The organism is Pseudomonas cistanchae (assembly GCF_054483635.1).
Map to the genome: position 1 here is coordinate 562,313 of NZ_JBTLWN010000001.1, position 13,293 is coordinate 575,605.

Sequence of the window (13,293 nt, forward strand, 5' to 3'; positions counted from 1 at the left end):
TCCGGCGCCTGCGATCAGGCGCTACCCACTGGTCACTGCGAACTCAACGACCGCACTATGAATAAACGTCGACTGGCCATTCTGGCCGTCTGCACGCTGGTGCCATTGATGGCGTTCGCGCTGCACGCCTTCGCCACCCGTATCAACCTGAACGATCACTATGCAGTCGGCGAGCCGCTCGACGAACTGCATGGCGTCGCCATCTACTACAACGGCGGCGTCAATACGGTGCAGGGCCGCAACCTGACCCCGGATGGCTACAACCTCGGTTTGCGTTATCAGTGCGTGGAGTTCATCAAGCGCTATTATTTCGAGCGCTACGGGCATCGGATGCCGGACAGCTACGGGCATGCCAAGGATTTCTTCGACCCGACCCTCGGCGATGGCGCCATGAATGCCAAGCGCGCGATGTGGCAATTCGTCAACGGTGGCGCTAGCCAACCGCAGGCCGATGACCTGCTGGTGTTCGGCCCTTCGCTGTTCAATCGCTACGGCCATGTCGCGATCGTCGCCCAGGTCGGTGGCGCGGCCATTGAAATTGCCCAGCAGAACCCAGGTCCTTTCGGTCAGTCCCGGGAGCGGCTGGGATTGAGCCAGCGCGACGGACATTGGCATGTCGATAACAGCAAGGTGCTCGGCTGGCTGCGATTGCCGTCTGCAGCTGCCCTGGAAAAGGCTGCGCCATTACCTGCTGCCGAATAGCGTTCTGGTAGCGTCGCGGGTGCCACTGGTCAGCTGGGATCGAACCCGCGGTTGCGGCGTCCTTCGCAGCCGAGGCGAGCTGCTCACCGCTCCCCATGGCTTTTCAATAGCTGCCTGGAGCAACGCGCCGCTCTAGGGCGAGCTTTCGGTGGATACCTGGCGCTTCGCTTGCGGCTGAAGGGGACCGCGCTCTTCTGGAAAAGTGCTAGTCCATTCCCGTCTTGAGGCTATGACTCAACCGTCTAAAGGCGCGTGCTAGAGCGGCCTTACACTTGATTCACCAGCCGAAAAACGAGGGATGCCCATGCCCTTGGTCATCGACCATGGCGACTCAAGCAACAACAAGCGCTCGCGGCATGACGACGTTTTGCCAGCGGACAGCCAGCGCACCCCGGGCGCGGCAAGGCAGGCCGAGACACCGTCGCCGTTCAGCCGTGAAGCCTTTCTCGCCAGGGAGCAACGCGCCGAACAGCTGCGCCAAGAGGGAGCGCGCGAGGCGCGTGATGCCGCACTGCGACAGAAACGAGCCCGCGATGCGTTCGAAGAGCGTAGCCGTGAGGCCTGGCACGAATCCTCCGGCAAGCCGGGGCAAGAACGCGCTGTCGAGGGTTCCTTTTCTGCTGAATACCTGGCGCGGCAGCGGTTGTATATCGACCCGCAACGCTCGGGCGATGCCGGCCCCTGGGTGCCCTCATGGCGGGCCGCGCAGGCGCTTGCGCTTTACCGCACCACCGAGCGTGGGCCGGTAACGCATAGGCTGTCGCTGGTTGCGTAATTCAGGCCGTGCAGATCACAGCACCGAACACCTTTGCATCACGTATTTCTGTTAGAAGCAAAAAGCTGACCGCTGATTGGCGCGCCTAATCTCGACTACAGTTAGCTCTCATTTCTCAGGAGTACCGCTATGACGTTTAATGCCTTCACCGTGCTTGGCTTGTCTTCCGTGCTCCTGCTGTCGGCATGCGCCAGCAAAACCACGCAGCCGGACCAGTACTCGGGCTTCCTCGCTGACTATTCGCAGTTGCAGCCGACCGTTTCTGCCAGCGGTTCGCCGGTGATGCGCTGGGTTGCGCCTGACCTGGATTTGAACCGTTACAGCTCGGTGATGGTGGTGAGGCCAGTGCTCTACCCGGCGCCAGTACCGACCGCCCAGGTCAGCCAGAAAACCCTAGATGAAATCACCGGTTACCTGCAGCAGGCGATGCAGCGCGAGCTGTCGGGGCGCATGCGCGTTGTTGCGCAGGCGGATCAGGACACCCTGGTGCTGCGTTCGGCAATCAGCGCGGTCAGCCTGTCGCCAGAAGGGCTCAAGGTGTACGAGGTCGTGCCCATCGCACTGCTTGCGGCGGCAGCCAGCACGGCCGCGGGAACCCGCGACCTGGACACGGAAATCTTCGTCGAGCTTGAGGCCATCGATGGCCGCACCAGCAAGCCGGTGGCGCGCGTGGTCCGCAAAGGTCATGGCTTGAACCTGGAGAACGACAGCACTCAGCTGAAGCTGGCGGACCTCAAGCCTGCGCTGGACCAGTGGGCCAAGGATGCCCGCGCCTTCAAACCCTGACCGCGGCAGCCGCCATCACGGTTATGCATGCATGACCGTGGTGGCACACGCGCTATCAGGCAAACACGAAGTATTTGCGCACCGTCTCCAGCACCTCCCAGGTGCCTTTCATCCCCGGTTCGACGATGAAGATATCCCCGGCGCGTAAGTGAATCGGCGCCATGCCTTCCGGGGTGATCACGCAATAACCCTCCTGGAAATGACAGTACTCCCACTTTTCATACGCCACCTGCCATTTGCCGGGTGTGCAGATCCACGTGCCCATGATCTTGCTGCCGTCTGCCGAGGTGTAGGCGTTGAGGTTGACGGTATGCGGGTCGCCCGCCAGCTTGGTCCATTTGCAAGCGTCCAGTAGCGGCAGCGGTGAGGTGTCGCGAAGTACGGTGATGGGTTGCATAGGGGCTCCAAGTAGTCGGCTGAACAGCTCAACTACGCTAAGGCGCCGGCTGCCGGTGAAGTGTCCTGTGTTCGACCTCTGGATACCTGCCAGCGCGCCCGTGCAGGCGCCGGGTAACGGCGAGACTGAACATATACCGGCCTGACGACTCTACCTGTTCACGCAAAGTCTTGAGTCGAGGTGGTAGATGTTCGCTAGAAAAACCCAAGAAGGGCGGTCGATCCGCTTGCTGCTGGCGGCGTCGCTGCTGGCGCCGCTGTACGCCGCGCCGGTCTCGGCGGCGACCGAGCGGGTGTTCGGCTGGGTCGAGGAAGGCTTGATCATGCCGGAGAAAACCGCGGTCAAGTTCAAGCTCGACACCGGCGCGCTGACCTCGTCGATGCATGCCGAAAACGTCGAACGCTTCGAAAAGGGCGAAGAGGACTGGGTGCGCTTCGACATCGAGCTGGAGGACATCGACACCGACAAGAAGGTCGAAACCACCTTCGAGCGCAAGGTCGAGCGCACTATCAAGGTCCGTGGCGCCGGCGGCGCGGAACGCCGTCCGGTGGTACTGATGAAGGTCTGTCTCGGCGACCGCGTTTACGAAGAGCAGTTTTCCCTGAACGACCGCGACAAGATGAACTACCCAGTACTGATCGGCCGGCGCACCCTTGAGCGGATCGGCCTGGTCGACTCGAACAAGACCTTTACCCTGGAGCCCACCTGCTAAGGCTGCCCGCTTATTCAGGCGCAGGGGCGGGCGGGAAGCGTTCGAGCAGCACCTTGGCAAAGGCCTGTTGCGCGGCAAATTCCTGCAGGTCCGGCGTGTAGTCCATTCGCGCCGGCCATGCTTCTGCGGCCAGCCTGTGCCAATAGTTGACGTTGTCTTCGCCGGCGACCGAGTCGGGGTCCTGCCGGCTGATGTATTCCATCGCCTGGCCATCGACGTAACGCCAGGTGCGTTGCAGATTGTCCGGTTCCTCCGTGTGCAGCTGCACGAGTTGGCCGTTGGCGAACTCGACGAAATAGCGCACGCGCGTGACGTAGCCCTCGGGGTGAGGGTGATTGTTCTCGAGCCAGATCGCGCAGACTTCGCCATTGTTTTTGCTGAATACCCGAACTTCGGCGTCTGGCCCATAAGGCCAACCCTGTTCGGCGCTTAGCTGGCCTTGATAATCGGTGTTTGCATAGCCACCGTCGCCAGCCGGGCAGAAGTCGGAGAAGCTGCCCAGGTTGGCGGTCGGGTTCCAGATCCAGCGGTTGTCCTGGGTCGGAAAGGCGGTGAAGGTGTCGAGCAGGTCGTTGCTGATTCCCCCTTCGGCTTCTCCGAAATGGCCGCGGATGCGCGCCATGATCGCATCACGCCCGGCCCAGCCATACCAGTCGCCCTTCTTCAGGCCGCACGCGGTTGCGTCTGCATGAACCTGCGAACCGTTGCTGTAGCTCAGGCGCAGGCTCTGGCTGATGATTTCATCGGTTCGCTCGCCTGCGTAGCAGCTCAGGTCGAGGGTCAGGCTCAGTTCCTCGCAGTCACCCTCGCATGGCTTGAGCTGCAGGTGCAGCGCATCGACCCGATACTGCGCGCCACCGTCCTCGATGACCGGCTGAACATCCAGGTTGATCGTCTGCGCGTCGGCCCAGCTGATCTGGCGTGCCGGCAGGTCGAGGTCCACGGTGCGGTCGAAGGTGCGCGTGCATTTGCCGAACGACGGCAGCGGAACAAACACCACCCCGGTGCTGCGCGGGCAGTTGTCGCGGCTGGTGGTGGTCACCGTGGTGCCTTCAGCGCCTTGCTCGAGCGGGCGGTAGCTGGCGACCACCGATGCCTGCCATTGCTCGGCGGGTGCACCACCCGGCTTAAGCATCTGCACGCTAATCCGGCTGGCGTCGCCAGATTGGGTGGCGCTGGGCTGGATGGCACTGGTCGTTTCAATGGGGTCGCACGCCGTTAACGGCAGCAGAACTGCGCCGAGCAGCAAGGCACTGAGGATAGGGTTCACGGGGTATCTAGCTTCGGCGGGGAGCGGAAGCGAATGGTACAACTGCCGATCATGCTAGGGCGAGGAGGAGTGGGGAGGAGGCGGCGGAATTCACTTCGGCCTGGAGCGGCCTTGGTGGGGCTCCGTGCACGGAACCCCGGATACGGATCGGAGTTTAAGCGCCATCAATCCTTGTCGAGGGCTTCCTGTTTGGCCAGGAATTCTTCCTGGAGCAGCGCGTCGACGGGCTCGTCATCCTGCAGGGAATCGTTGAGGTGGCCAGTCGAGATGACAGCCTTGCTGTCGAGTTTGCCGATCAGGTGATCTAGCGCGTGGCGCATCTTTTCGGTCGCGCCTTCTACGGCGAGGTCGAGTGACGATGCCTTGTGGGTAACGGACAGGGATTGGTGACCTTTGGGTTTGGCCTCGATCTGGCAGCGCTTGTCGTCGGCGCCGGACTTGTCGCCGTTCTCGTCGCTGAGATGAACTTCGACGCGGGTGAGGTAATCCTCAAAGCGATCGAGCCGCTCAGTCACTTCCGCGCTGACCCATTCCTGAAGCCGGGCACTGCCTTCAATATGGTTGCTGTTCACTTGAACTTGCATGGTATTCCTCGCTTTTGACGGGTCTGTACTATTCGAGGCAGCCACGCTGCCGAGGTTCCTGATAATTGCCGATTTCACCGCGGCGTACCCAGGCGCTTCATTGCAGCATGTAAACAGACAGCGCCGTGCTGGCCACTGCCTTGCCTCAGTCTAGGCGCGATCAGCCTCTCGCGGCGAGCGCCGCGCGCGCTCATGCCGCAACTGGCTCGACCCGCGCTTCAGCCAGGCTGGCTATGCGGTTCTTTTATGGCGCGCTCGGTGGCGAGGTCTTTGGCGGTAGCTATGCGCAGCCACAGCGGGATCAGCAGCAGGCCGACCGCGACGTACAGCCAGTTCAGCAACGCGCCTTCATCACCCGGTGGCGGAAACAGCAAGCGGCCACAGCCGATCAGCAGGCTGAACAGCGAAATTGCCGTCAGGCTGGCTGCGCCCAGACGCTTGCCCAGAGCCAGGCGCGAGGCTCCGCGACGGTCGCCGCAGCGCTGCGCGGTGGTGCCCCAGAAGCCGAACGGGCGCACGCGCTGGTAGAACGTATCGAGGGTGTCCTCATCGGTGCGCGGGGTGACGAAGGTCACCAGAATCGCCGCCGTGGTAGTCACCGTCGCCATGATGCTCAGGCGGATCCACTCGTCTTCGGGGTTGGTGCCCAGGTAATACAGCAGCAAGGGCGCGGTAATCAGCGAGACGGCCATCGCCGTCAGTTCGGAGTAGAGGTTGATGCGCTCCCACAGCCAGCGCAGCACCAGCACCGAGCCCATGCCCGCACCGAACAGCAGCGAGATGAACCAGGCAGTCTGGATCGAGCCCAGGTTGGTCATGATGATCATTGCGATGATCAGGATCAGCACATTCGACAGGCGCGCCACCAGCACCAGCTCGCGGTTCTTTGGTGTGCGCTTGAGGAAGTGCCGACACAGCACGCCGTCATACACATCGTTGCTCCAGTACGAGGCGCCCCAGTTGAGGTGGGTGTCGACGGTGGATGCCAGCGCGGCAAGCAGGCCAACCAGCATCAGCCCGCGGAAGCCGGGTGGCAGCAGGTCGTCGATGCCCTGCACGAAGAGGATTTCCCGGGCGGCGGCAAAGCCTTCGCTGTTCATCTCCTCGGGCGTAAACGGGTAGAGCACCAGCAGGCCGAGCGCGATGGCGAGCCAGAACAGGCTGCGAAAGAAGATCTGCAACCAGGTGAACAGCACCCCGGCGAAGCGCGCATCGCGATCGCTGCGGCAGGCCATGGAACGTTGCGCCAGGTAGCCGGTGCCATCCGAGTTCATCTGGAACAGCCACTGCAATCCGATGATCACCAGAAATGGCATCAGCGCCTCGCCTGCGCTGTCCGGCGGGCCGAACGAGAGCATCTTGCCCGCCTGCTCAGCGCCATAGAGTTCGACGATGCGGTCGGTCAACCCGCCAAGCCCGCCGGCCGCATCGACGACAAACCAGGCGTAGGCGATGGTGCCAATCATCGCCAGGGCGAATTGCACCACGTCGGTCTTGATCACCGCGCGCAGGCCGCCGGTGATCGAGTACATCGCCGTGAACGCCAGAATCAGCAGGATCGAAATCATGTTGTTGGCGCTCATCATCGCCGGGCTCAGGCCCGTCACGCTTTCGCCCAGGTTGATCCCGCTGCTCTGGATAAACCCGACGATAGGCTGATAGAGGCCAGCGGGCAGCCAGTCGTGCCACGGCAGGAACACCTCGGCGATGCGAATGGCCGCCACCAGCACCATCGCCAGCACCACGCAGTTGATCACGGTGCCGTAATAGATCGCCTTGAGCAGACGCAACAGCATCACGCCACGACCGCTGTAACGCACCTTGGTCAGCTCGGCATCGGTCAACACCCCCGCGCGGCGCCAGCCGGCGGCGAAAATGAAGGCGAGGATGAGAAACGCCAGGCCGTAGATCCACAAACGCCACAGTGCGAACACTCCGGCGGTAGCGACCAGGCCAGTCACCAGCAAAGGTGTATCGGCGGCGAACTGAGTGGCGGCCATCGAGGTGCCGGCCTGCCAACCCTTGATCGTCTTGCCGGCGAGAAAATACTGCTGAAGGTTCTGCGAGGCTTTGCTGCGCGCCCGCAATCCTGCAGCCAGACCATAGAAGACAAACGCGGCGACTATCAGTAGATCCAACATATTGTTTTTCCCATGCCGTTGGAGGTCCTGAACGTGTGAGGTCGGCATGCAGGAAAAGTGCAGATAAAAGGAAATACCCTGTTGCGTTCAGGCCGGCACTCAAGTGCCGGAGGGCTGACTACGTAGGGTGCGCCGCGCGCACCAACACCCGCGCTGGTGCGCACGGCAGCTTTTCCGGAGGTTTGCGCCGGTTACGACCGCGCCGTCACCCAGGTGCGCACGTCGGCGTAGGGGTGGTTTTCCAGGGCAGCAAACCCGGCGATCTGGCGCGCCTTGAGCTTGGTCAACAGCGGCACGCTGATGCCGCAGAGAAACCGCGTCAGGCACTCGGCGCTGGGTTCGTTACCTTTAGCCTGCCGATGGCGTTGGCTGAAACTGCCCGCCAGTGCTTCGAGCGACTGTTCGCTTAGCGGCGCCAGAGGGGGCGGCGCCGGCAGGCGAGCGATCTGGCCGTGGCAGACCGAGCAGTGACCGCAGCGCTCGGGCGCTTTGTCATCGCCAAAATAGCCGGCCAGGCGCTGGCTCAGGCACTGCTCGCTGGCGAACAGCGCGAGCATGGCGTGAATACGGGCGATTTCGCTGCGCTCCTGCTGCACGAAGTAGCCGTGCAACTCGCGGCTCAGCGCCTCGGCATCGAACTGCACATCAAGCAGTTCGTAGACCTCAGTCATCAGCTTGCTTTCCAGTTCGATCCAGCCTTGTTCCTGAAAGTAGTCGAGCGCCTTGACCACTCGCCCGCGCTCGGCCTGGTGCTGTTGGTACAGCGCGTCGAAATCCAGGGTGCACCAGGTGCGGGCGCGCTGGGCGCTGGCAACGATTGCCGCGACGAACTGCCGGCGCTCGCCCGCGAATTTGCCCAGCAGTGCCTCGGGCTCCAGCAGGTACTTGAAGCGGTATTCGGCGAAATAGGCGTAACGCGGCGCGATGATGCCGCGCAGCTCCAGCTGCACCAGCAGGGTTTTCAGCGGCAGCTGGCGGATATTGCTCTGCTCGCTCAAGGCGTTGAGCATCAGTTCCCATTGGCCGCCCTGGCTGCCCGCGAGCAGCTCGTCGAGCACGCAGCGAATACCTTCCAGCTCCGGTGTATCGCCGTAGACGAAGTTTTCCAGCACGTTGAGGCTGTCGCGGTTGGCCAGTACCAGGCAGTCGGAAGGTTGGCCATCACGGCCGGCGCGGCCGATTTCCTGGCTGTAGTTCTCGATCGATTTCGGCAGATCGAAGTGCACCACGTTGCGAATGTCGGCCTTGTCGATGCCCATGCCGAAGGCGATGGTGGCGACGATGCAATTCAAATGGCCGCTCATAAAGCGGCGCTGGATCGCCTCGCGCGCATCAAAGGCCATGCCGGCGTGGTAGGCACTGGCGGCTATGCCGCGCTGGCTCAGACGCTCGGCCACCTGCTCGGCGGTTTTCTGCTGGGTAACGTAGACGATGCTCGGCTGATCGGCCTTGGCGCCCAGCCATTCGGTGAGGCGGCGCTGCTTGTCGGCGCCGCCGGCCGGCTCGACCAGCAGATTGAGGTTCGGCCGGTAGAAACCGGTGGTGACCACATCGGCCGGGGCGATGGCGAACTTGGCCTGCATGTCGGCGATCACCGGCGGTGTGGCCGTGGCAGTGAGCAGCAGCACCTGAGGGATGCCGAACTGGCGCTGATAATCCGGCAGCTTGAGGTAATCCGGGCGGAAGTTATGGCCCCATTCGGAGATGCAGTGGGCCTCGTCGATCACCAGCAGGGAAATCGGCACCTGGGCGATGAAGTTGCGAAAGCGCTCGTTCTTCAGGCGCTCCACCGAGATCATCAGGATTTTCAGCTCACCAGCCTTGGCCCGCGCCATGACCGCGCTGGCATCGTCGCGGCTCTGCGCCGAATCGATGCTCGCCGCGCTGATGCCGCGCTGGTGGAGGAAGGCCAGTTGATCCTGCATCAGCGCCAGCAGCGGCGAGATCACCAGCGTCAGGTGCGGCAACAGCAGCGCCGGCAGTTGGTAGCACAACGACTTGCCCGAGCCGGTGGGAAAGATCGCCGCCGCCGAGCGCCCGGCCAGCACGGCGTTGATCACCGCTTCCTGGCCCGTGCGCAGGTGGGTAAAGCCGAAGGTCTGGGCGAGGGTTTGCTGGAGCATTGGGCGGTCCGTTGGATCAAGAGCGGGCCGCCATTGTAGGCATCGAGTCCCGACGCTGTATCGCTTGCCGCGCTCGCTGGTCAGGTTGCGCAGCTCGTCGTCGCGCTGTGTCGGCGGTTGATCGAATGCGGTGGCTAGAGGTGCGCCCCGGCAGCCGGCACCAACGTCGCCTCTGGCAGTCTGGATAACAACTGCGCTAGCGTCGCCAGAAGTCGCAATGCCTTCACAACCCAAACGCGAGGATATTTCCATGCACGATCTTTCCGCTTATCCAATCACCGAAAAATGGCCGGCCAGCCATCCGGAACGCCTGCAGCTGTATTCGCTGCCGACCCCCAACGGCGTCAAGGTGTCGATCATGCTCGAGGAAATCGGCCTGCCGTATGAGCCGCACCTGGTGAGCTTCGAGACCGATGATCAACTCTCGCCGGCCTTCCTCTCGCTCAACCCGAACAACAAGATTCCGGCGATTCTCGACCCCGACGGGCCGGGTGGTCGGCCGCTGGCGTTGTTCGAGTCCGGCGCGATTCTGCTCTACCTGGCGGAAAAAACCGGGCAGCTATTGCCCGCGGATGCTGCCGGGCGCTACCAGACCCTGCAATGGCTGATGTTCCAGATGGGCGGGATCGGGCCGATGTTCGGCCAACTGGGCTTCTTCCACACCTTTGTCGGCAAGGAATATGAGGACAAGCGCCCGCGCGACCGCTATGTCGCCGAGTGCAAACGGCTATTGGGCGTGCTGAACGGGCAACTGGCGCAGCGCACCTGGATTACCGGCGACGATTACGGCATCGCCGATATCGCCACATTCCCCTGGGTCCGCAACCTGATCGGCTTCTACCAGGCCGGCGACCTGGTCGGCATCGATGATTTTCCCCACGTGCTCCGCGCGCTGGATGCGTTTGTCGCGCGGCCTGCGGTGATCAGAGGGCTGACGATTCCCAAGCGCGGTGCCTAGGTCGCTCTACCACGTCGGCGCTCGGGCTGTCTGGTGTGGCTGGCCCCATCGCTGCGGCAAATGCCAGGCAAAAAAAACCGCCCGAAGGCGGTTTTTTTATCCGTGCGCTGCGGCTTAGAGCTGCGGGCCGGCGTTCTTGATGGCGTCGGAGACGTCGAACTTCTGGAAGTTGTCGACAAACAGCTTGGCCAGGCCTTTCGCGGCTTCGTCGTAGGCGTTCTTGTCTTCCCAGGTGTTGCGCGGGTTGAGCAGGTTGGTCTCGACGCCTGGTACCGATTTCGGCACGTTCAGGTTGATGATCGGCAATTGCTCGGTTTCGCTGCCGATCAGCGCGCCGCTCTGGATCGCCGCAATCACGCCTCTAGTAGTCGGGATGTTGAAACGCTTGCCGACGCCGTAGCCGCCGCCGGTCCAACCAGTATTGACCAGGTAGACCTTGGAGCCAAAGCCACGGATGCGCTTGATCAGCAGCTCGGCGTATTCGCCAGCCGGACGCGGGAAGAACGGCGCGCCGAAGCAGGTGGAGAAGGTCGACTTGATGCCGCTGCCTGAACCCATTTCGGTGGAGCCGACCAGTGCGGTGTAACCCGACAGGAAGTGGTAGGCCGCTTGCTCTTCGTTGAGGATCGACACCGGCGGCAGTACGCCGGTCAGGTCGCAGGTCAGGAAGATCACCGCGTTCGGCTCGCCGCCGAGGTTTTTCTCGCTGCGCTTCTCGACGTGGGTCAGCGGGTACGCGGCGCGGCTGTTCTGGGTCAGGCTGTCGTCGGCGTAATCGGGCAGGCGGTTCTCGTCGAGCACCACGTTTTCCAGCACGGCGCCGAACTGGATGGCTTTCCAGATCACCGGCTCGTTCTTCTCGGACAGGTCGATGCACTTGGCATAGCAACCGCCTTCGATGTTGAACACTACGCCAACACCCCAGCCGTGTTCGTCGTCGCCGATCAGGTAACGGCTTTCGTCAGCCGACAGGGTGGTCTTGCCGGTGCCGGATAGACCGAAGAACAGGGTCACGTCGCCTTCTTCGCCGATGTTGGCGGCGCAGTGCATCGGCAGCACGTCGGCGTCCGGCAGGAGGAAGTTCTGCACGCTGAACATGGCTTTCTTCATTTCACCTGCGTAACGCATGCCGGCGATCAGGACTTTCTTGGCGGCGAAGTTGAGGATCACGCAGCCGTCGGAGTTGGTGCCGTCACGCTCGGGCACGCACTCGAAGTTGGCGACGTTGAGCACTTGCCACTCGTCCTTGCCCGCCGGGTTGTACTGCTCCGGGTTGATGAACAGGCAACGGCCGAACAGGTTCTGCCAGGCAGTGGCGGTGGTCATCTTGATCGGCAGGTAGTGAGCGTCGGCCGAACCTACATGAACGTAGGACACGAAGCTGTCCTGGGCGTCGGAGAATGCCTGCACGCGGTCCCACAGGGCATCGAACTTGTCGGCCGGGAACGGGCGGTTGATCGCGCCCCAGGCGATTTTCGCCTCGGTGCTCGACTCTTGCACGATATAGCGGTCAGCTGGCGAGCGACCGGTGCGGTGGCCGGTGCGAACGACCAGAGAGCCGTTGGCAGCCAATTCGCCTTCACCGCGACGGAGGGCTTCTTCGACCAGTTGAGCGGCGCTGATGTCGGTGTACACGGCGTTGTTGGCTTGCGTCATGTGAGTCCCCGTCGGCCAAGTGGCCGGTTTTCCGAACAGTGTGTAGTGGAACGTGGGTTCTACTACAGCGAGAAAAAAGTCGCGGGAGTATGCCAGAAAGCATATCCCTTGGCAGCCTTTGAACCGTCTAGCGACTCAATAGGCTGTGGCTATCGTTATCAATGCCGCGTGCCAGACGGCGCCTGGCTGCCACCGCCGGCAAACAGCTGGGCGATGTCGGCGGCATCGAAGGCGTAGCGTTGATTGCAGAACTGGCAGTCGATGGTCACGCTGCCGGCGTTTTCGCTCAGCAGTTGCTGCGCATCGGCCAGCCCTAAGCTGACCAACGCATTGGCCGAACGTTCCCTGGAGCAACTGCAGCGAAATTCCAGTATGCGCGGGTCGAACAGACGCAGCGCTTCCTCGTGATAGAGGCGGTGCAGCAGGGTCGAGTTGTCCAGCCCCAGCAATTCCTCGGTTTTCAAGGTGTCGGCCAGGGTCACTGCGTGCTGCCAGCTCGCCTCGCGGGCCTCATCGTCACGCAGGCGGTCGGCCGGCAACTGCTGCAGCAGCAGGCCACGGGCGCACTGACCGTCGGCACACAGCCAGAAGCGGGTGGGCAGCTGTTCGGACGTGGCGAAGTAGTTGGTCAGGCAATCGGCCAGGGTCGTACCGTCCAGATCGACCAGGCTCTGATAGCGCTGGCCGCTCTTGGGGTCGATGGTGATGGCCAGCACGCCCTCGGGCATCAGGTCGATCAGGCCGGCATCAGCCTCGATCTGCTCGGCATGGTAGCGAGCGATGCCGCGCAGTTCGCCTTCGCTCGAGCATTCGACCATCAGCAGGGGGACGGCACCGGATGAGCGCGCCTGGAGAATCATCAGACCCTCGAACTTCAGGGTGCCGACCAGCAGCGAAGCGGCGGCCAGTAGTTCGCCGAGCAGTTGCGCAACCGGTTGCGGATAGGGGTGCTTGGCCAGTACGTGGGCGTAGGTGTCGGTCAGGCCAACCAGTTCGCCGCGCACATCGGTGTCGTCGAACAGGAAGCGTTGGGTGAAATCGGGCATGTCGGCTCGCCTGCGAAAGCAGAAGGGCAGGCGATTTTATGCACAAAAGCCTGGCGAACCAAGGGTTGTGTGCTGAATGGCCGCAGTGGAAAAGGGCGCCACTGACAGCGAGAAGCCCGCATCGGAGGTGCGGGCTTCAGGTT

The 13,293-nt window shown here is 62.6% G+C and carries 12 protein-coding genes; 5 read left to right on the forward strand and 7 right to left on the reverse strand.

What is annotated here, in order from left to right:
- Positions 1-57: 57 nt before the first annotated feature.
- The 3 genes from ACX0MV_RS02610 to ACX0MV_RS02620 all read left to right on the forward strand — a co-directional run bounded on the left by ACX0MV_RS02610 (position 58) and on the right by ACX0MV_RS02620 (position 2,263).
- Positions 58-702 (forward strand): CHAP domain-containing protein, encoded by a 645-nt coding sequence (locus ACX0MV_RS02610; protein ID WP_458980937.1) that lies wholly within the window; start codon positions 58-60, stop codon positions 700-702.
- Positions 703-1,006: 304 nt separating this feature from the next.
- Positions 1,007-1,477, forward strand: coding sequence for a hypothetical protein (locus tag ACX0MV_RS02615; protein WP_458980938.1), 471 nt, complete (start codon positions 1,007-1,009; stop codon positions 1,475-1,477).
- A 129-nt stretch (positions 1,478-1,606) separates the two neighbouring features.
- Positions 1,607-2,263 (forward strand): DUF3313 domain-containing protein, encoded by a 657-nt coding sequence (locus ACX0MV_RS02620; protein WP_458980939.1) that lies wholly within the window; start codon positions 1,607-1,609, stop codon positions 2,261-2,263.
- 55 nt (positions 2,264-2,318) lie between these two features.
- Here ACX0MV_RS02620 and ACX0MV_RS02625 read toward each other — a convergent pair whose 3' ends face one another.
- Positions 2,319-2,660: a cupin domain-containing protein gene (locus ACX0MV_RS02625; RefSeq protein ID WP_458980940.1), complete on the reverse strand. Its 342-nt coding sequence runs from the start codon at positions 2,658-2,660 to the stop codon at positions 2,319-2,321.
- Between the two features lie 187 nt (positions 2,661-2,847).
- On the opposite strand from ACX0MV_RS02625, the gene rloA3 reads away from it, so the two are divergent.
- Complete coding sequence (gene rloA3, locus ACX0MV_RS02630) at positions 2,848-3,372, forward strand: retropepsin-like aspartic peptidase RloA3 (RefSeq protein ID WP_458980941.1); 525 nt, start codon at positions 2,848-2,850, stop codon at positions 3,370-3,372.
- A 10-nt stretch (positions 3,373-3,382) separates the two neighbouring features.
- Here the strand turns inward: rloA3 and ACX0MV_RS02635 are convergent, their stop codons facing one another.
- From ACX0MV_RS02635 to ACX0MV_RS02650, 4 genes are all read right to left on the reverse strand, one after another.
- Entirely contained in the window at positions 3,383-4,642 is a 1,260-nt protein-coding gene (locus ACX0MV_RS02635; RefSeq protein WP_458980942.1) for a hypothetical protein, read from the reverse strand.
- A gap of 164 nt (positions 4,643-4,806) precedes the next feature.
- Positions 4,807-5,226, reverse strand: coding sequence for an HPF/RaiA family ribosome-associated protein (locus ACX0MV_RS02640; RefSeq protein WP_458980943.1), 420 nt, complete (start codon positions 5,224-5,226; stop codon positions 4,807-4,809).
- Positions 5,227-5,444: 218 nt separating this feature from the next.
- On the reverse strand, positions 5,445-7,367 hold the full coding sequence (locus ACX0MV_RS02645; RefSeq protein WP_458980944.1) for a sodium:solute symporter family protein: 1,923 nt from the start codon (positions 7,365-7,367) through the stop codon (positions 5,445-5,447).
- Between the two features lie 191 nt (positions 7,368-7,558).
- Positions 7,559-9,490, reverse strand: coding sequence for a RecQ family ATP-dependent DNA helicase (locus ACX0MV_RS02650; RefSeq protein WP_458980945.1), 1,932 nt, complete (start codon positions 9,488-9,490; stop codon positions 7,559-7,561).
- 250 nt (positions 9,491-9,740) lie between these two features.
- Here ACX0MV_RS02650 and ACX0MV_RS02655 point away from each other — a divergent pair, with 250 nt between their 5' ends.
- Positions 9,741-10,448, forward strand: a complete 708-nt coding sequence (locus tag ACX0MV_RS02655) for a glutathione S-transferase N-terminal domain-containing protein (protein WP_458980946.1) — start codon at positions 9,741-9,743, stop codon at positions 10,446-10,448.
- Between the two features lie 114 nt (positions 10,449-10,562).
- Here the strand turns inward: ACX0MV_RS02655 and ACX0MV_RS02660 are convergent, their stop codons facing one another.
- Complete coding sequence (locus ACX0MV_RS02660) at positions 10,563-12,104, reverse strand: phosphoenolpyruvate carboxykinase (protein WP_458980947.1); 1,542 nt, start codon at positions 12,102-12,104, stop codon at positions 10,563-10,565.
- Between the two features lie 158 nt (positions 12,105-12,262).
- On the reverse strand, positions 12,263-13,150 hold the full coding sequence (gene hslO / locus ACX0MV_RS02665) for an Hsp33 family molecular chaperone HslO (RefSeq protein WP_458980948.1): 888 nt from the start codon (positions 13,148-13,150) through the stop codon (positions 12,263-12,265).
- Positions 13,151-13,293 lie beyond the last annotated feature (143 nt).

Bases quoted from the DNA above. Each gene is read 5' to 3' on its own strand.
- ACX0MV_RS02610 (WP_458980937.1), top strand. From the start codon at position 58: ATGAATAAACGTCGACTGGCCATTCTGGCCGTCTGCACGCTGGTGCCA.
- ACX0MV_RS02615 (WP_458980938.1), top strand. From the start codon at position 1,007: ATGCCCTTGGTCATCGACCATGGCGACTCAAGCAACAACAAGCGCTCG.
- ACX0MV_RS02620 (WP_458980939.1), top strand. From the start codon at position 1,607: ATGACGTTTAATGCCTTCACCGTGCTTGGCTTGTCTTCCGTGCTCCTG.
- ACX0MV_RS02625 (WP_458980940.1), bottom strand. From the start codon at position 2,660: ATGCAACCCATCACCGTACTTCGCGACACCTCACCGCTGCCGCTACTG.
- rloA3 (WP_458980941.1), top strand. From the start codon at position 2,848: ATGTTCGCTAGAAAAACCCAAGAAGGGCGGTCGATCCGCTTGCTGCTG.
- ACX0MV_RS02640 (WP_458980943.1), bottom strand. From the start codon at position 5,226: ATGCAAGTTCAAGTGAACAGCAACCATATTGAAGGCAGTGCCCGGCTT.
- ACX0MV_RS02645 (WP_458980944.1), bottom strand. From the start codon at position 7,367: ATGTTGGATCTACTGATAGTCGCCGCGTTTGTCTTCTATGGTCTGGCT.
- ACX0MV_RS02650 (WP_458980945.1), bottom strand. From the start codon at position 9,490: ATGCTCCAGCAAACCCTCGCCCAGACCTTCGGCTTTACCCACCTGCGC.
- ACX0MV_RS02655 (WP_458980946.1), top strand. From the start codon at position 9,741: ATGCACGATCTTTCCGCTTATCCAATCACCGAAAAATGGCCGGCCAGC.
- ACX0MV_RS02660 (WP_458980947.1), bottom strand. From the start codon at position 12,104: ATGACGCAAGCCAACAACGCCGTGTACACCGACATCAGCGCCGCTCAA.
- hslO (WP_458980948.1), bottom strand. From the start codon at position 13,150: ATGCCCGATTTCACCCAACGCTTCCTGTTCGACGACACCGATGTGCGC.